Source organism: Pseudomonas fluorescens (assembly GCF_000730425.1).
GTDB classification, from domain to species: Bacteria; Pseudomonadota; Gammaproteobacteria; order Pseudomonadales; family Pseudomonadaceae; genus Aquipseudomonas; species Aquipseudomonas fluorescens_X.
Genome location: NZ_CP008896.1, coordinates 3,541,876 through 3,560,055, shown reverse-complemented (window position 1 = coordinate 3,560,055; position 18,180 = coordinate 3,541,876). Strand labels below are relative to the sequence as shown.

Sequence of the window (18,180 nt, the reverse complement as noted above, 5' to 3'; positions counted from 1 at the left end):
GGGGCCATCATGAATAGTCAACGGATTCTGCATCGGCTGGCGCCCTGGGCGCTGCCGATCCTGTTGCTGGCGGTGTGGCAGTTGTCGGTGGCGGCGGGCTGGTTGTCGACACGGATTCTGCCGGCCCCCAGCGCGGTGATTGCCGCCGGGGTACACCTGGTCAGCAGCGGTGAAATCTGGACCCACCTGGCCATCAGTGGCTGGCGCGCGGGCCTGGGCTTCGTGATCGGCGGTGGCATCGGCCTGGCCCTGGGTTTTATCACCGGCCTGTCGACATGGGGCGAGCGCCTGCTGGACAGCTCGGTGCAGATGATTCGCAACGTGCCGCATCTGGCGCTTATCCCGCTGGTGATCCTGTGGTTTGGCATCGATGAGACGGCGAAGATTTTCCTGGTGGCCCTCGGCACGCTGTTCCCGATTTACCTCAACACCTATCACGGCATCCGCAACGTCGATCCGGCACTGGTGGAGATGGCGCGCAGTTACGGCTTGTCGGGGTTGAGTCTGTTTCGCCAGGTGATCCTGCCCGGCGCCTTGCCCTCGATCCTGGTGGGGGTGCGCTTTGCCCTGGGCTTTATGTGGCTGACGCTGATCGTGGCGGAAACCATCTCCGCCAGTTCCGGCATCGGCTACCTGGCGATGAATGCCCGGGAATTCCTGCAAACCGACGTGGTGGTGCTGGCGATCGTGCTGTACGCGCTACTCGGCAAGTTGGCAGACCTGGCGGCGCGCGGCCTGGAGCGGGTTTGGCTGCGCTGGCATCCAGCCTATCAAGTGCAAAAAGGAGGTGTGGCATGACGGCTCAACAACCTCCTCGTTTGCTGCGGGGCATTCCGTTGGCGGTGCGCAAACTGCGCAAGGCCTTTGGCGCGCGGGAAGTCCTGCGCGAGATCGACCTGCATATCCCGGCGGGCCAGTTCGTGGCCGTTGTCGGGCGCAGTGGCTGTGGCAAAAGTACCTTGCTGCGCCTGCTGGCCGGGCTTGATCGCGCCAGCAGCGGCGAGTTGCTCGCAGGCTCTGCGCCGTTGAGCGAAGCGCTTGAGGACACGCGCCTGATGTTCCAGGAGGCGCGTCTGCTGCCCTGGAAAAAGATCATCGATAACGTCGGCCTGGGCCTTAAAGGCAACTGGCGACCACAGGCCCTTGAGGCCCTGGAAGCGGTCGGCCTGGCCGAGCGTGCCGATGAATGGCCGGCGGCGTTGTCTGGCGGTCAGAAACAACGGGTGGCCCTGGCCCGCGCCCTGATTCACCAGCCGCGCCTGTTGCTGCTGGATGAACCCTTGGGTGCGCTGGATGCCCTGACCCGCATCGAGATGCAGCAGTTGATCGAAAGCCTGTGGCGCAAACACGGTTTTACCGTGTTGCTGGTGACCCATGACGTCAGCGAAGCCGTGGCCATTGCCGACCGGGTGATCCTGATCGAGGACGGCGAAATCGGCCTCGACCTGCATGTGGAACTGCCACGTCCGCGGGTCCGAGGGTCCCATCGCCTGGCAGCCCTGGAAACCGAAGTGCTCAACCGTGTGCTGTCACTGCCCGGTACGCCGCCGGAGCCGGAACCTGTTTCACCGTTGCCTACGCAATTGCGTTGGGCGCAATAACTCACTTGTCCTTTAAGGAATAACACCATGACTATCAAAGCGATCAACGTGCGTAACCAGTTCAAAGGCACCATCAAGGAAATCGTCGAAGGCGACGTACTGTCGGAAATCGACGTGCAGACGGCGTCGGGCATCGTCACTTCGGTGATCACCACCCGCTCGGTGAAAGAGCTGGAACTGGTGATTGGTAGTGAAGTGATAGCGTTTGTGAAGTCTACCGAGGTGTCGATCGCCAAGCTGTGATCGGCTTTAGACCGCTATCGCGAGCAAGCCCGCTCCCACATTCGACCGCATTCCCATGTGGGAAGTCGGTCGAATGTGGGAGCGGGCTTGCTCGCGAAGAGGCCGGCCCAGCCACGACAACACTTATCGCTTAGGCAAAAACACCGGCAAATAAAGCCCCACATACGCATCGAATACCCGCATCCCTTCCTCCGCCATGCGTGGGGTGATCTGCCCATGCTGATGCACCGAGCGTGCGTACACGCGGTCACTCAGTTCCAGTGCCAGGGCGAACACATCCACATCCGCCGGTAGCACCGGCACTTCAAAGTGGCGGTTGAACACTTCCAGCATCAAGTTCCCCAGCTCCAGGTCATGCTGGCGGTCGGCCTGGGTCACTTCGGTGAGGCCGTGCTGGGCGAGGATCAACTGGCGGGCGGCGGCGTCCTTGCTGTAGATGGCCAGCATGCGCAACTCGACCAGGTGTGACAGGTCACGCCAATGGTGGAGTGCTTCGTGGTCGATGGGGGCCTGCAGCGCGGCGCGAAACGCAGCATGCACGTCTGCGGTCAGGGCTTCGAGCAAGGCCGGTACGCTGGCAAAGAAGTGATACACCGAGGACGGCGGAATCTGCGCCCGTTCGGCCACGCTGTAGATCGACAGGCTGGCCACCCCTTCGGCGGCCAGCAAGGTGCGGGCGGCGTCGAGGATCGCGTCGATCCGGGCCTGGCTGCGGGCGCGGGGTTTGCGAGGGGCGGCGGGGCGGGTGGTCATGAACGTCTCCTACAAGGCAGCGGGCATTGTATGAGCAGGAAGGTGTGTTGTCTGCCAAACCGCGATCGCCGCGGTGCGACGATTCGACAAGCCGGCTCCCACATCGAACACGCGTCAACCTGTAGGAGCCGGCTTGCCGGCGATCCGCCGCAGGCGGCCATAAAAAAACGCCACAGGCCAAAAGCCTGTGGCGTTTCTTTTACTGGCGCACCCGCTTACACGGTATGCAAGTACCAGTTGTACTCAAGGTCGGAGATGGAGTGTTCGAACTCCTCCAGCTCGCTCTCCTTGCAGGCGACGAAGATATCGATGTATTTCGGATCGATGTACTTGGCCATCACCTCGCTGTCGTCCAGCTCGCGCAGGGCATCGCGCAGGTTGTTCGGCAGGCTTTGTTCGTTCTGCTCGTAGCTGTTGCCTTCCACCGGTGCACCAGGCTCGATCTTGTTGGTCAGACCGTGGTGCACGCCCGCCAGGACCGAAGCCATCAGCAGGTAAGGGTTGGCATCGGCGCCGGCCACACGGTGTTCGATACGTACGGCGTCGGACGAGCCGGTCGGTACGCGAATCGCCACGGTGCGATTGTCCAGGCCCCAGCACGGCGAGTTCGGCACATAGAACTGTGCGCCGAAACGACGGTAGGAGTTGACGTTGGGGCACAGGAAAGCCATTTGTGCAGGCAGGGTCTCCAGCACACCGCCGATCGCGTGACGCAATGCGGCGTTCTGCTCGGGATCCTCGCTGGCAAAGATGTTCTTGCCGTCTTTGTCCAGGATCGAAATATGCACGTGCAAACCATTGCCAGCCTGGCCCGGGTAAGGCTTGGCCATGAAGGTGGTGTCCATCTCATGGTCGTAGGCAATGTTCTTGATCAAACGCTTGAGCAGCACCGCGTAGTCGCATGCCTTGATCGGGTCGGCGACGTGGTGCAGGTTCACTTCAAACTGCGCCGGGGCACTTTCCTTGACGATGGCGTCAGCCGGAATGCCTTGCTCTTTGGCGCCTTCCAGAATGTCCTGGAGGCAATCGACGTATTCGTCGAGGTCGTCGATCAGGTAGACCTGTGTCGAGTGCGGGCGTTTGCCGGAAATCGGCGAGCGGGGAGGTTGTGGCCGGCCGTTCACGTTCTCCTGGTCGATCAGGTAGAACTCAAGCTCGAAGGCAGCGCAGATGGTCAGGCCGAGGTCGTCAAACTTGGTTACAACTTGGCGGAGCACTTCGCGCGGATCGGCAAAGAAAGGTTCACCTTCAAGTTCGTGCATGGTCATCAGCAGTTGCGCAGTAGGGCGCTTTTGCCAGGGTTCATTGCACAGGGTGTCGGGGATTGGATAACAGATTCGGTCAGCATCACCGATGTCCAGACCCAGGCCGGTGCTTTCCACCGTCGAGCCATTGATATCCAGGGCAAATAAAGAGGCCGGCAAGTTGATGCCTTTCTCGTAAACCTTGTGGAGGCTGGTGCGTTCGATGCGCTTACCGCGCACCACACCATTCATATCCGCAATTAGAAGGTCTACGTACAGAACCTCAGGATGATCCTTAAGGAACGCGTTCGCTTCGTTAAGCTGAACGGCACGCGGGGGTACCGACATGATGCAACACCTTTGTTGTTAAAAATATCAATCATTGATCTTTTCTGGTTTCAGTCAACCCGAACGGCATGCCGAAGTCAAGCGAGGCCTTTTTTGCCCTAAAAAAGCGCTGTGGAGGCTTTTTTGGGGCTTTTTAGGGCGGTTTTGGTGGTTTGATCGGCTTGGGACCAGCAGGCTTGAGCGGGCCGTGTTGTATTTTTTACGGGGGTGTTGTGTAAAAAAATGAACAAGGCTAAGCTCGATTCAAACCCATAACAGCAATAATACCGGGGTGCTTCATGTCTGGCCTGCCGTTAATCGGCGTCACCGCCTGCTCCAAACAGGTTGGTCTGCATGCTTATCACATCAGTGGCGACAAGTACGTGCGTGCCGTGGCAGTCGCTGCCAAGGGCCTGCCACTGATTATTCCGTCCCTGGCGCAGTTGCTCGAACCGGCCAATATTCTTGACGGCCTGGACGGCATTCTCTTTACCGGCTCACCTTCCAATATCGAACCCTTTCATTACGACGGTCCGGCCAGCGCGCCTGGGACTGCCCATGATCCTGCGCGGGACCAGAGCACCCTGCCGCTGATTCGCGCCGCGATTGCTGCAGGCGTGCCAGTCCTGGGGATCTGCCGGGGCTTCCAGGAAATGAACGTGGCCCTGGGCGGCAGCCTGCACCAGAAGGTTCATGAATTGCCGGGTATGCTCGATCACCGCGAAGACGACACCCAGCCGCTGGACGTCCAGTACGGCCCGGCGCACGCCGTGGCGATTGCCCCGGGCGGTGTATTGGCGAGCCTGGGCTTGCCGCACACGATCCAGGTCAACTCGATCCACAGCCAGGGCGTCGACCGCCTGGCACCCGGCCTGCAGGTCGAAGCCACCGCGCCGGATGGCCTGATCGAGGCTTTTTCGCTCAAACAGGGCAAGGCTTTTGCAATAGGAGTGCAATGGCACCCTGAATGGCAGGTAAGCTCCAACCCGTACTACCTCGCGATCTTCCAGGCATTTGGCGATGCCTGCCGAACGCGGGCGAAACAAAGAGACGCGCACGCGTCAAACAACGCCTGACCTTTAATGGATGTCAGGAAACCCAGCCCAGAGGCATTTATGAGTAACAACCTCGACCAGCTCACCGATTGGTTGAAAGACCACAAGATCACAGAAGTCGAATGCATGATTGGCGACCTCACGGGGATCACCCGGGGCAAGATCTCGCCGACCAACAAGTTCATTGCCGAAAAAGGCATGCGCCTGCCCGAGAGCGTTCTGTTGCAGACCGTGACCGGCGACTATGTCGAAGACGACATCTATTACGAACTGCTCGACCCGGCCGACATCGACATGATCTGCCGCCCCGACCAGAACGCCGTGTTCCTGGTGCCCTGGGCCATCGAGCCCACCGCCCAGGTGATCCACGACACCTACGACAAGCAAGGCAACCCGATCGAGCTGTCGCCGCGCAACGTGCTCAAGAAAGTCCTCAAGCTCTACGCCGACAAAGGCTGGCAGCCCATCGTGGCGCCGGAGATGGAGTTCTACCTGACCAAGCGCTGCGAAGACCCGGACTTCCCGCTGCAACCGCCGATTGGCCGCTCCGGCCGCCCGGAAACCGGTCGCCAGTCCTTCTCTATAGAAGCGGCCAACGAATTCGACCCATTGTTTGAAGACGTCTACGACTGGTGCGAGTTGCAAGAGCTGGACCTCGACACCCTGATCCACGAGGACGGCACGGCGCAGATGGAAATCAACTTCCGTCACGGCGATGCCCTGTCCCTGGCCGACCAGATCCTGGTGTTCAAGCGCACCATGCGCGAAGCCGCGCTCAAGCACGACGTGGCCGCCACCTTCATGGCCAAGCCCATGACCGGCGAGCCCGGCAGCGCCATGCACCTGCACCAGAGCATCATTGATATCGCCACCGGCAAGAACGTGTTCTCCAATGAGGATGGCTCCAAGAGCGAGCTGTTCCTGCACCACATCGGCGGCCTGCAGAAGTTCATCCCCGAACTGCTGCCGCTGTTCGCGCCCAACGTCAATTCGTTCCGCCGCTTCCTGCCCGACACCTCGGCGCCAGTGAACGTGGAGTGGGGCGAAGAGAACCGCACCGTCGGCCTGCGCGTGCCGGATGCCGGCCCACAGAACCGCCGCGTGGAAAATCGCCTGCCAGGCGCCGATGCCAACCCGTACCTGGCCATCGCCGCCAGTCTGCTGTGTGGCTATATCGGTATGGTCGAAGGCATCAGCCCGAGCGCCCCGGTGGTCGGTCGTGGTTACGAGCGACGCAACCTGCGCCTGCCGTTGACCATTGAAGATGCGTTGGAACGCATGGAAAACAGCAAGACCATCGAGAAATACCTAGGTCATAAATTCATCACAGGCTACGTCGCGGTCAAGCGGGCCGAGCATGAAAACTTCAAGCGCGTGATCAGTTCGTGGGAGCGGGAATTCCTGCTCTTTGCCGTCTGATGCGCCGGGTGCGGCCAGGAGCGCCGCACCTTCACCTACTTTTTGGAGATTGGTATGTCCAGCAACAACCCGCAAACCCGTGAATGGCAGGCCCTGAGCAACGATCATCACCTGGCGCCGTTCAGCGACTTCAAGCAGTTGAAAGAGAAAGGCCCGCGCATCATCACCGATGCCAAGGGCGTTTACCTGTGGGACAGCGAAGGCAACAAGATCCTCGACGGCATGGCCGGCCTGTGGTGCGTAGCCATCGGTTATGGCCGGGAGGAGCTGGCGGATGCCGCTGCCAAGCAGATGAAACAACTGCCTTACTACAACCTGTTCTTCCAGACCGCCCACCCGCCGGTGCTGGAATTGGCCAAGGCCATTGCCGATATCGCTCCGGCCGGCATGAACCATGTGTTCTTCACCGGCTCCGGCTCCGAAGGCAACGACACCATGTTGCGCATGGTCCGCCACTACTGGGCGATCAAGGGCCAGCCGAACAAGAAAACCATCATCAGCCGCAAGAATGGCTACCACGGCTCCACCGTGGCCGGCGCCAGCCTGGGCGGCATGACGTATATGCACGAGCAGGGCGACTTGCCGATCCCGGGCATCGTGCACATCGCCCAGCCGTACTGGTTCGGTGAAGGCGGCGACATGAGCCCTGAAGAGTTCGGGGTCTGGGCCGCCAACCAACTGGAAGAGAAGATCCTTGAAATCGGCGTGGACAACGTCGGTGCCTTTATTGCCGAGCCGATCCAGGGTGCTGGCGGTGTGATCGTGCCGCCAGAAACCTACTGGCCGCGCATCAAGGAAATCCTCGCCAAGTACGACATCCTGTTTGTCGCCGACGAAGTGATCTGTGGCTTTGGTCGCACCGGTGAGTGGTTCGGTAGCGATTTCTTCGGCCTCAAGCCGGACATGATGACCATCGCCAAGGGCCTGACCTCGGGCTACATCCCCATGGGCGGCCTGATCGTGCGCGACGACGTGGTGGCGGTGCTCAACGAAGGGGGCGATTTCAACCACGGTTTCACCTACTCCGGGCACCCGGTGGCGGCTGCGGTGGCCCTGGAAAACATCCGCATCATGCGTGATGAAAAAATTGTCAGCCGCGTCCATGACGAAACGGCACCGTATTTGCAAAAGCGTCTACGCGAGCTGGCGGATCATCCACTGGTGGGCGAAGTACGTGGTGTCGGCATGTTGGGTGCGATCGAACTGGTGCAGGACAAGGCCACGCGCAAGCGTTACGAAGGCAAGGGTGTGGGCATGATCTGCCGCACCTTCTGCTTCGAGAATGGCCTGATCATGCGCGCCGTGGGCGACACCATGATCATTTCGCCGCCGCTGGTGATCAGCAAGGCCGAGATTGACGAACTGGTGACCAAGGCTCGCCTGTGCCTGGACCTGACTTTGGCGGCATTGCAGGGCTAAGTGCTAGGCTCAGAATGCAGCGGTTGCGGCTGCTGCATTCAGGCAGTGATAAATGCGGGGCTTTGGTTGAAAGCCGGCCCCTGAACTTGCCAGACTGTCGCCCTGTTTTGTCGCCCTTCGACGGGCCATGAAACGCAGAAAAAATGTGGCCCAAAAAAGAAAAATTGGAGCATGACCGAATGAAGGCATTAGGTTTGAAGAACGCTGGCAAGACCCTCCTGGCCTTGTCCCTGATGGGCGTGATGGCGGGCGCGGCCCAGGCAGACAGTAAAGTACTGCATGTCTACAACTGGTCCGACTACATTGCACCGGACACCATCGCCAACTTTGAGAAAGAGTCTGGCATCAAGGTGGTGTACGACGTTTTCGACAGCAACGAAACCCTGGAAGCCAAGCTGCTGGCGGGCAAGTCGGGCTACGACGTGGTTGTGCCGTCGAACAACTTCCTGGCCAAGCAGATCAAGGCCGGTGTGTATCAGGAACTGGACAAGTCCAAGCTGCCTAACTGGAAGAACCTCGACACCGACCTGCTCAAGGCCGTGGGCGATGCGAGTGACAAAGGCAACCTGCATGCATTCCCGTACATGTGGGGCACCATCGGCATCGGCTACAACCCAGACAAGGTCAAGGCTGCGCTGGGCGTCGACAAAATCGATTCCTGGGATGTGCTGTTCAAGCCCGAGAACATCGAAAAACTCAAAAGCTGTGGCGTGAGCTTCCTCGACTCGCCAACCGAAATGATCCCGGTGGCCCTGCACTACCTGGGCTACCCGACCGACAGCCAGGACAAGAAACAACTGGCTGAGGCCGAGGCGCTGTTCCTCAAGATCCGCCCTTCGATAGGCTACTTCCACTCTTCCAAGTACATCTCGGACCTGGCCAACGGCAACATCTGCGTGGCCGTGGGTTACTCGGGTGACCTGGAACAATCCAAGTCCCGGGCAGCGGAAGCCGGTGGCAAGGTCAAGGTTTCCTACGCCATTCCGAAGGAAGGCGCAGGCAGTTTCTATGACATGGTTGCTATCCCTAAGGATGCCGAGAACCTGGACGCCGCCTACCAGTTCATGAACTACCTGCTCAAGCCTGAAGTCATGGCTGCCATCACCAACAGCGTACGTTTCCCGAACGGTAACAAGGCTGCTACGCCGCTGGTGAACAAGGATATTTCGGGCGACCCGAGCATCTATCCGTCGGATGCAGTGAAGGCCAAACTGTATGCAATCAGCGATCTGCCGGCGGCAACCCAGCGCCTGCTGACACGCAGCTGGACCAAGATCAAGTCGGGTAAATAAGCGAGAACCTGTAGGAGCGAGCTTGTGTGGGAGCGGGCTTGCTCGCGAAAGCGGCGTATCAGTAGATATAAATGCTGGCTGACACGCCGCCTTCGCGAGCAAGCCCGCTCCCACCCAGGCCCGCTCTCACAAATTAAATGACAGAAAGTTTTGCCGGATCGGTTTATCGAGGGTAAGTTGCGCGCCGGTTTTGTTGTCGGGCAACAACTTTGGGCCCAACTATTTAAGAGGACCTCCACTTGCCAATTTCTTTATTTCGCAAAGCCTTGCTGGTAGGGGCGGGCCTCACGTTGGCAGTCAGCGTGCAGGCGGCTTCGACCGTGCATGTTTATAACTGGTCGGACTATATCGGCCCCGATACCTTGGCCAACTTTGAAAAGGCCACCGGCATCAAGCCGGTCTATGACGTGTTCGATTCCAACGAAACCCTGGAAGGCAAGTTGCTGGCCGGGCGTACCGGGTATGACGTGGTGGTGCCGTCCAACCACTTCCTGGGCAAGCAGATCAAGGCCGGTGCATTCCAGAAGATCGACAAGTCGTTGCTCGGCAACTACGCCAATCTCGACCCGGCGCTGCTCAAGCGCCTGGAAAAGAACGACCCGGGTAACCAATACGCGGTGCCTTATCTGTGGGGCACCAACGGCATTGGCTACAACGTCGACAAAGTGAAAGAAGTGTTGGGTGTCGACAAGATCGACTCCTGGGCCGTGCTGTTCGAGCCCGAGAACATGAAGAAGCTGGCCAGTTGCGGCGTGTCGTTCATGGACTCGGCCGATGAAATGCTGCCCGCCGTGCTCAACTACATGGGCCTGGACCCCAACAGCACCAACCCGGCCGACTATAAAAAGGCCGAGGAAAAACTCCTGAAAGTGCGTCCCTACGTGACCTACTTCCATTCATCCAAATACATTTCGGACCTGGCCAACGGCAACATCTGCGTGGCCGCCGGGTTCTCCGGCGATGTATTCCAGGCCAAGGCCCGGGCGGCCGAGGCGGGCAAGGGCGTGAACATCGCCTACGCGATTCCCAAAGAAGGCGGCAACCTGTGGTTTGACGTGCTGGCGATCCCCAAGGACTCGACCAACGTCAAGGAGGCCCACGCCTTCATCAACTATTTACTGCAGCCTGAAGTGATCGCTCAGGTCAGTGATTACGTCGGCTACGCCAACCCTAACCCAGGGGCGGACACGCTGATGGAGCAATCGATACGCACCGACGAAGCGGTTTATCCACCGCAGGCGGTTCTCGACCGGACGTTTGTCAACTTCGAGCTACCCCCGAAAGTGCAACGCTTGATGACCCGTAGCTGGACCAAGGTCAAGACGGGCAAGTAAGGCTCAAACTATCCAAGGTTCGTCCGTACTGGACGTTCTGCACTCTTTTTTTTCTGGGAGTTTCGTAAATGGCAGTTGCCTCCGGCGCCTATAAGAAAGCCCTCGAGGGCGACCAGACACCGAAAAAGGTGTTGGTCAAAATCGACCGGGTCACGAAGAAGTTCGACGAGACGATTGCCGTGGACGACGTGTCCCTGGAAATCAAGAAAGGCGAAATCTTCGCCTTGCTCGGCGGTTCGGGTTCGGGCAAGTCCACTTTGCTGCGCATGCTCGCAGGTTTCGAGCGCCCGACCGAAGGGCGGATTTTCCTCGACGGTGTGGATATCACCGACATGCCGCCCTACGAGCGGCCAATCAACATGATGTTCCAGTCCTACGCCTTGTTCCCGCACATGACCGTGGCGCAGAACATCGCCTTCGGCCTGCAACAGGACAAGATCCCCAAGGCTGAAGTCGAAGCCCGTGTGGCCGAGATGCTCAAGCTGGTACAGATGAGCCAGTACGCCAAGCGCAAGCCGCACCAGTTGTCTGGCGGCCAGCGCCAGCGGGTGGCCCTGGCCCGTTCCCTGGCCAAGCGCCCGAAACTGCTGCTGCTCGATGAGCCGATGGGCGCCCTGGACAAGAAGCTGCGCTCGCAGATGCAACTGGAGTTGGTGGAGATCATCGAGCGCGTTGGCGTGACCTGCGTGATGGTGACCCACGACCAGGAAGAGGCCATGACCATGGCCGAACGCATCGCGATCATGCACCTGGGCTGGATCGCGCAGATCGGCAGCCCGATCGATATCTACGAGACCCCCACCAGCCGCCTGGTGTGCGAGTTCATCGGCAACGTCAACATCTTCGACACCGTGGTGGTCGATGATGCCGAAGGCCACGCGGTGCTCCAGTGTGCCGACCTGGACCGCGATATCTACGTGGGGTATGGCATCGCCACCTCGGTGGAAGACAAGTCGGTGACCTACGCCATCCGTCCGGAAAAGCTGCTGGTCACCACCGAAATGCCGACCTGCGAGCACAACTGGTCCAGTGGCAAGGTGCATGACATTGCCTACCTGGGCGGCCACTCGGTGTTCTACGTCGAGCTGCCGAGCGGCAAGCTGGTGCAGTCCTTCGTCGCCAACGCCGAACGCCGTGGCGCGCGGCCGACCTGGGGTGACCAGGTCTACGTCTGGTGGGAAGACGACAGCGGCGTGGTACTTCGCTCATGAACATGAAGAAATTCAAACGGCGATTGCACCGAATAATTCCCAGCGGCAAGCAGGTGGTCATCGGGATTCCGTTCCTGTGGCTGTTCCTGTTCTTCATGCTGCCGTTCTTCATCGTCCTGAAGATCAGCTTTGCTGAGGCCGACGTGGCGATCCCGCCCTACACCGAGATCTACACCTACGTTGAGCAGAAGCTGGAGGTGGTGCTCAACCTGGCCAACTACGGCCTGCTGGCCGGTGACGAGCTGTATATCGCCGCCTACCTGGGCTCGCTGAAGATGGCGTTTTTCAGCACGGCCCTCTGCCTGCTGATCGGCTACCCGATGGCCTACGCCATCGCCAGTGCACGCAAAGAGATGCAGACCGTGCTGGTGCTGCTGATCATGATGCCGACCTGGACCGCGATCCTGATCCGTGTGTATGCGTGGATGGGCATCCTCAGCAACAACGGCCTGCTCAATGGCTTCCTGATGTCCATGGGCCTGATCAACGAGCCGTTGCAGATCCTCAACACCAATATCGCGGTGTATATCGGCGTGGTCTATTCGTACCTGCCGTTCATGATCCTGCCGCTGTATGCCAACCTGGTCAAACATGACCAGAGCTTGCTGGAAGCCGCGTCGGACCTGGGTTCGAGCACCTTCAACAGCTTCTGGAAAATCACCGTGCCGCTGTCCAAGAACGGCATCATCGCCGGCTGCATGCTGGTGTTCATCCCGGTGGTGGGCGAGTTCGTGATCCCGGAACTGCTGGGCGGCCCGGAAACCCTGATGATCGGTAAAGTGTTGTGGCAAGAGTTCTTCAACAACCGCGACTGGCCGGTAGCCTCTGCCCTGGCGGTGGTGATGCTGGCGATCCTGATCGTGCCGATCATTCTGTTTAACCGCAGCCAAGCCAAAGAGATGGAGGGCAAGGTATGAAGCGCTTCAGTTTCTCCAGCTTCATGCTGGTAGCCGGGTTGTTGTTCATCTACCTGCCGATGCTGATCCTGGTGATCTATTCGTTCAACGAATCGAAGTTGGTGACGGTGTGGGGTGGCTGGTCGATCAAGTGGTACGTGGGCCTGCTGGACAACACCCAGTTGATGGGCTCGGTGGCGCGCTCCCTGGAAATCGCCTGCTACACGGCGGTGGCTGCCGTGGCGCTAGGTACGTTGGCGGCGTTCGTACTGACCCGTATCAGCCAGTTCAAGGGCCGCACGCTGTTCGGCGGCCTGGTGACCGCGCCGCTGGTCATGCCGGAAGTGATCACCGGTCTGTCGCTGTTGCTGCTGTTCGTGGCCATGGCACAGATGATCGGCTGGCCCCAGGAGCGTGGCATCGTCACCATCTGGATCGCCCACACCACGTTCTGTGCGGCGTATGTGGCGGTGGTGGTGTCGGCGCGCTTGCGTGAGCTGGACCTGTCGATCGAAGAGGCGGCCATGGACCTCGGTGCGCGGCCATGGAAGGTGTTCTTCCTGATCACCATTCCGATGATCGCCCCCTCGCTGGCGGCGGGCGGCATGATGTCCTTCGCGCTGTCCCTGGATGACCTGGTACTGGCCAGCTTCGTGTCGGGCCCGGGCTCGACCACCTTGCCGATGGAAGTGTTCTCGGCGGTGCGCCTTGGGGTCAAGCCCGAGATCAACGCCGTGGCCAGCCTGATCCTGCTCGCGGTGTCGCTGGTCACGTTCCTGGTGTGGTTCTTCAGCCGTCGTGCTGAAGAGCGGCGCAAGAAAGCGATCCAGCAAGCCATCGAAGAAGCGGCAGCGGATGGCTGGAAACAGCCGGATGTACGCCGGGCGCCAGCGCCGGTCTAAAAATGTGGGAGCGGACTTGCTCGCGAATGCGCAGTGTCAGTCACCAGATATATAGACTGATCCACCGCATTCGCGAGCAAGCCCGCTCCCACCTTTTTTGATGGCATTCCAGTCAGATTAAGCAGTCCACGGCGAGTGGCGAATCACCTCGACAAAGTTCATCGGCTTGAACCCCGGCTCCTGATCCACCAGCACATCGGTCTTCACGTTGCCAAACGTGGTCTGCGGGCGATGGCGCAAGCCGTCGGCAAAGGCGCAGATGATGCATTCCTTGAACCCGTCACCCCGTGGATGCGCATGCACCACCGCCTCGCGCTGCACGCCGGTAAACGCGGCGTAGTCCATACCCAGCACATCCATCTCCACACCAGCGGTCACCAGGGCGACCGTAGGGCGCAGGTGCTTGGGCACGCCCGGCGTGGTGTGCAGGGCAATGGACAGCCACACCTGCTCGATATCGTCATCGCTCAAACCGTAGGGCCTGAGAAACTCAGCGGCCGCATTGGCGCCGTCCACTTCAAACCGCTCCTCATCGCTGCGATGGCCGGCCACCAGGCCCAGGTCATGGAACATCGCGCCGACGTAGAGCAGCTCTGGGTTGTAGGCCAATTGCTTGCGCTCGCCGCTCAAAGCGCCAAACAGGAAGACGCGGCGGGAGTGGTGGTAAAGCAGGTCGGATTCAATATCGCGAATGTATTCGGTGGTGGCCTTGGCCAGGGCACTGTCGGGGATTTTGATGCCAGCGATGGTGGTGCTCATGGTCATGCTCCTCACGAGGGCGCCGGGTTGGCGCTGATGAGTGCAGTTTGGTCGCGCCTGTGCGCGAGGGCCATTGCGGTGAGGATGCGATCCCGGCCAATGTGCGGTCACATCGTGCCACGTGAAATCGGCTAGGGTGTAGCAGGCACTGCTATCCCTTGAAGCCTGCAACAATCCAAATGTGGGAGCGGGCTTGCTCGCGAATGCGCAGTGTCAGTCACAAGATGTATAGACTGATCCACCGCATTCGCGAGCAAGCCCGCTCCCACATTTGTTTCTTCGTTCATTCCGATAGAAAGGTGTGCCATCCATGCGCAAGACCGTCGCCATCCTGATCTTCCCCGGCGTCCAGTCACTGGATGTGACCGGCCCGATGGATGTGTTCTGCGAGGCCAATCGCTTCCTGGCGCCTGCGGATCATTACCAGCTCGAAGTCATCGGCCAGGTCCATGGCCAGATCGCCTGTTCCAACGGTCTGTCCTTGCAGGCCCACATCCATTACAGCGACGCGCTGCAAGCCTATGACCTGTTACTGGTAGCCGGTGGCCCGCAGTTGCCCTTCGAGGATTTCGGCCCGGCGTTCAATCAGTGGTTGCAGGGCGCCAGCGCCAGGGCCCGGCGTTTCGGTTCGATCTGCAACGGCGCGTTCATGCTCGCTCGCGCTGGTTTGCTGGAGGGCCGTACGGTCACCACCCACTGGGGCGACGCAGCCGACCTGGCGCACCTGTGCCCCTCGACCCTGGTCGACACCGACCGCCTGTACGTGCAAGACGGCAACCTCTACACCTCCGCCGGGGTCACGGCAGGCATCGACCTGTCGCTGTACCTGCTGGCCCAGGACCACGGCCCGGAAGTGGCCTTGAGCGTGGCCAAGCGCCTGGTGGTGTTTACCCAGCGCAGCGGTGGCCAATCGCAGTTCAGCCCGTTTCTTACGCCCCACGCCGAAGCCACCTCGGCCGTGGCGCAGGTGCAGTTGTATGTGCTGGCGAACCTGACCGGCGACCTGGGCATTGCCGACCTGGCTCGCGCGGCCAATATGAGTGCGCGCAACTTCTCGCGGGTATTTGCCCGTGAGGCGCGGATCACCCCGGCAGAGTTTGTCGAACGGGCGCGGGTGGACGCGGCGCGGGTGTTGCTCGAAAGCAGCCACGTACCGCTCAAGACCGTGGCCTATCAATGCGGGTTTCGCGATGCCCAGCACATGCGCAGCGTGTTCAACCGTCGGCTAGGCGTGACGCCGCAACAGTTCCGGCTCAACTTCTCAACCCTTCTGTAGGAGCCGGCTTGCCGGCGATGACGGCCTTGAGTCTGGCGCCCAATCTGAACCCGCTATCGCCGGCAAGGGGGGCTCATGGGGTTCTTGCGGGCAAAAGCTTGAGGGTGCCGCGAGTATTAGCCTGGACCTCTTCTTCATCAAAGTGCGCCTGCTCGTACCCGCCCTCGATATAGGTCTCGGCCTGGTCGGCATAGTGCTTGTCGAATGGCACGCCGCTTTGTCCCACCGGGTTGATGGTCAGGGCATGGGCGGCGTCGGCGAAGTCGATCAGGCGTCGGGTCGAGGGGCCGTAAGTCACCGGCCATGGCGCCGGGCCGATGATTGCGGACAGGTTGTTCGGCACTTCATGGCTGCCCGGTGAGGCAAACGGGCCGACATTGACGATCTGGTCCAGCGGCTGCTTGATGCCCAGTGGATGGCCGTGGGTCAGGGTATGGGCCTTGCCCCACTGCCATTGCGCCGGATCAGCGCCGAAGGTGGATTTCAAATGGGCCAGGCTCTTGTCCCAGGCGCGCTTGACGGTCTCGGCGCGCTGGCCGTTCCACCACGGCGAGTCTGGGTCCGCGGCCAGGCGCGGCAGGGCAGCGTCGATCACGCGGGTGGTGATCAGGGTCTTGAACATCTCGTCACCCAACTTGGGGCGAAAGGCTGCGTCTACCAGGTCGAACAGCAGTTGGTTGAACAGCGTGGCCGGGAGCGACTCCACCGGGTAGTCACCTTTCCACGCGGCCAGTTGCTCCAGCAGCTTGAGTTCGGCAGGATCCTTGACCACCTCGCGCAGCACCGGCAACAGCGGGGCCAGCAGACGGGGCCCGTAGGCGGTGGTGGTGCCCAGCTGCAACGCCTGGCTGTTGTCCAGGTCCCATTTGACTGGGTTGTCGCTCAATTGCGCGTTCAACTGTTGGCCGCGATCCGCCAGGTTGTAGTAACCGGGGATCTGCATGCCGGTAGGCGACACCGGCTGGGCATTGGCTGAGACCACATAACCGCGCGCCGGGTTTTCTTCCTGGGGGTTGGCGCTGAACGGGTAGAAGCCCGGCTTATCGGCCTGGGCCGTGCTGCCGTCGAGGATAAACCCGGCGTTGGCCCCGGCCGGCCGGATCGGCAACTGCGCCGCAGCCCACCAGCCGATATCGCCCTTGGCATTGGCCCACACGATATTCAGCCCTGGCGCATGCACCTTGGCCACCGCCTGGCGGGCCTTGGCCAGCGTGTCGGCGCGGTTGAGTTGGTAGAAGCCATCGAGGATCGGGTTTTCGGTCTCGAGGAAGGCCCACCACATGGCAATTGGCGCGGTGCCAGCATTGGCGCCGAGCACGTCGTTGATGATCGGACCGTGGGGCGATTGGCGCAGGGTCAGCGTCACCGGGGCCTGGCCCTTGACGGCGATCTGCTGCTCGCTGGTGGTCATGTCGACCCATTGGTCGTGGTAGCGCACCTGGTTGGGGTTGTCCGGGTTGACCTTCTCGGCGATCAAGTCGAGATCGTCGTTCTGGAACATCGTCAGGCTCCAGCCAAACGCCTTGTTGTGGCCCAGGAATGCCACCGGTACCAGAGCGTTGTGATAACCATAGAGTTCGAAGCCGGGCGCTGACAGGTGCGCCTCGTACCACACCGATGGCACCGAGAAACGGATATGCGGGTCGCCCGCCAGCAACGGCTTGCCGCTCTTGGTGCGGTTGCCGCTGATGGCCCAGGCGTTGCTGCCCTCGAACTGCGGCAGACCGTTGTCGGCCAGGGCCTGTTCGCTGAGGCGGGCGATGGCACTCAGGCCTTGCCAGTCGGTGGCCGCCAGGCCCAGGTCGCCCTTGGGTTTCCAGTCGAGGTCAAACACCTTGAGATAGTCGCTGCCCAGTTGGTCGCGCACGTAAGTCAGCAGGGGCTCTGTACGAAAGGCTGCGGCAAAGCTGTAGGCCAGGTAACCGGCGATGCTGATGGTGTCTTCGGCGGTGAACGGTCGCTTGGGGATGCCCAGCACGTCAAACTCCATGGGGCTGGCGTGGCGGTCCTGATACTGGTTGATCCCGTCCAGGTAGGCTTGCAGGGCCTTCCAGTGCGGCGACTGGCGGTCCATCTGCGCCGCGTAGGTGGTGGCGCGCTCGCGGATGCGCAGGCTGCGGAACAGTTTGTCGGTGTCCAGCAACTTGACGCCGAGCACCTCGGCCAGTTCACCGCGCGCCAGGCGGCGCATGATTTCCATCTGGAACAGGCGGTCCTGGGCATGCACATAACCCAGGGCGCGATACAGGTCGGCTTCGTTCTCGGCGCGGATATGCGGCACGCCCCGGTCGTCGTAGCGCACCGTGACCGAGCCTTGCAGGTTGGCCAGCTCCACCGTGCCCTGGCGGGTGGGTTGCTTGCTGTAGACATACCAGCCGGCCCCGAGGGCGATCAACACCAGCAGGGCCGCGAGACCCGACAAGACGCGCTTCATGAACGATCCTTATTA

16 protein-coding genes are annotated in these 18,180 nt (G+C 60.7%); 12 read left to right on the top strand and 4 right to left on the bottom strand.

Features of this window, described 5'->3' with window-relative positions; genetic code table 11:
* Positions 1–9: 9 nt before the first annotated feature.
* Genes ssuC through HZ99_RS15945 form a run of 3 tightly spaced genes read left to right on the top strand, consistent with a single transcriptional unit; the run spans position 10 to position 1,844 of the window.
* Complete coding sequence (gene ssuC / locus HZ99_RS15955) at positions 10–798, top strand: aliphatic sulfonate ABC transporter permease SsuC (protein WP_038444293.1); 789 nt, start codon at positions 10–12, stop codon at positions 796–798.
* On the top strand, positions 795–1,601 hold the full coding sequence (gene ssuB / locus HZ99_RS15950; RefSeq protein ID WP_038444290.1) for an aliphatic sulfonates ABC transporter ATP-binding protein: 807 nt from the start codon (positions 795–797) through the stop codon (positions 1,599–1,601). The genes ssuC and ssuB overlap by 4 nt, the downstream gene beginning before the upstream one ends.
* 27 nt (positions 1,602–1,628) lie before the next feature.
* Positions 1,629–1,844: a TOBE domain-containing protein gene (locus tag HZ99_RS15945; RefSeq protein WP_003213899.1), complete on the top strand. Its 216-nt coding sequence runs from the start codon at positions 1,629–1,631 to the stop codon at positions 1,842–1,844.
* Positions 1,845–1,967: 123 nt separating this feature from the next.
* Here the strand turns inward: HZ99_RS15945 and HZ99_RS15940 are convergent, their stop codons facing one another.
* Positions 1,968–2,597 (bottom strand): TetR/AcrR family transcriptional regulator, encoded by a 630-nt coding sequence (locus tag HZ99_RS15940; protein WP_038444288.1) that lies wholly within the window; start codon positions 2,595–2,597, stop codon positions 1,968–1,970.
* A 215-nt stretch (positions 2,598–2,812) separates the two neighbouring features.
* Complete coding sequence (locus HZ99_RS15935; RefSeq protein WP_032858908.1) at positions 2,813–4,189, bottom strand: glutamine synthetase family protein; 1,377 nt, start codon at positions 4,187–4,189, stop codon at positions 2,813–2,815.
* Positions 4,190–4,467: 278 nt separating this feature from the next.
* Here HZ99_RS15935 and HZ99_RS15930 point away from each other — a divergent pair, with 278 nt between their 5' ends.
* The 8 genes from HZ99_RS15930 to HZ99_RS15895 all read left to right on the top strand — a co-directional run bounded on the left by HZ99_RS15930 (position 4,468) and on the right by HZ99_RS15895 (position 13,696).
* Positions 4,468–5,244 carry a gamma-glutamyl-gamma-aminobutyrate hydrolase family protein gene (locus HZ99_RS15930; RefSeq protein ID WP_038444284.1) on the top strand — a complete coding sequence of 259 codons (777 nt, stop codon included), beginning with the start codon at positions 4,468–4,470 and terminating at the stop codon, positions 5,242–5,244.
* Positions 5,245–5,283: 39 nt separating this feature from the next.
* A complete protein-coding gene (locus HZ99_RS15925) occupies positions 5,284–6,642 on the top strand; it encodes a glutamine synthetase family protein (RefSeq protein WP_038444282.1) in 1,359 nt (452 codons plus the stop codon).
* A 54-nt stretch (positions 6,643–6,696) separates the two neighbouring features.
* The gene (locus HZ99_RS15920) at positions 6,697–8,061 is read left to right on the top strand and encodes an aspartate aminotransferase family protein (RefSeq protein ID WP_038444280.1); all 1,365 of its coding nucleotides are present in this window, start codon (positions 6,697–6,699) and stop codon (positions 8,059–8,061) included.
* Positions 8,062–8,255: 194 nt separating this feature from the next.
* The gene (locus HZ99_RS15915) at positions 8,256–9,353 is read left to right on the top strand and encodes a polyamine ABC transporter substrate-binding protein (RefSeq protein WP_038448089.1); all 1,098 of its coding nucleotides are present in this window, start codon (positions 8,256–8,258) and stop codon (positions 9,351–9,353) included.
* 239 nt (positions 9,354–9,592) lie between these two features.
* Positions 9,593–10,687: a polyamine ABC transporter substrate-binding protein gene (locus HZ99_RS15910; RefSeq protein ID WP_038444278.1), complete on the top strand. Its 1,095-nt coding sequence runs from the start codon at positions 9,593–9,595 to the stop codon at positions 10,685–10,687.
* A gap of 68 nt (positions 10,688–10,755) precedes the next feature.
* Positions 10,756–11,898, top strand: coding sequence for an ABC transporter ATP-binding protein (locus tag HZ99_RS15905; RefSeq protein ID WP_038444275.1), 1,143 nt, complete (start codon positions 10,756–10,758; stop codon positions 11,896–11,898).
* Positions 11,895–12,815, top strand: a complete 921-nt coding sequence (locus HZ99_RS15900) for an ABC transporter permease subunit (protein WP_038444272.1) — start codon at positions 11,895–11,897, stop codon at positions 12,813–12,815. The genes HZ99_RS15905 and HZ99_RS15900 overlap by 4 nt, the downstream gene beginning before the upstream one ends.
* On the top strand, positions 12,812–13,696 hold the full coding sequence (locus tag HZ99_RS15895) for an ABC transporter permease subunit (protein WP_038444270.1): 885 nt from the start codon (positions 12,812–12,814) through the stop codon (positions 13,694–13,696). Before HZ99_RS15900 ends, HZ99_RS15895 begins: the two co-directional genes overlap by 4 nt.
* A 117-nt stretch (positions 13,697–13,813) precedes the next feature.
* Here HZ99_RS15895 and HZ99_RS15890 read toward each other — a convergent pair whose 3' ends face one another.
* A complete protein-coding gene (locus tag HZ99_RS15890) occupies positions 13,814–14,455 on the bottom strand; it encodes an HD domain-containing protein (protein WP_038444268.1) in 642 nt (213 codons plus the stop codon).
* Positions 14,456–14,765: 310 nt separating this feature from the next.
* Here HZ99_RS15890 and HZ99_RS15885 point away from each other — a divergent pair, with 310 nt between their 5' ends.
* Complete coding sequence (locus tag HZ99_RS15885; RefSeq protein WP_038444265.1) at positions 14,766–15,731, top strand: GlxA family transcriptional regulator; 966 nt, start codon at positions 14,766–14,768, stop codon at positions 15,729–15,731.
* Between the two features lie 73 nt (positions 15,732–15,804).
* Here HZ99_RS15885 and HZ99_RS15880 read toward each other — a convergent pair whose 3' ends face one another.
* A complete protein-coding gene (locus HZ99_RS15880) occupies positions 15,805–18,165 on the bottom strand; it encodes a penicillin acylase family protein (RefSeq protein WP_038444263.1) in 2,361 nt (786 codons plus the stop codon).
* Positions 18,166–18,180: the final 15 nt, after the last annotated feature.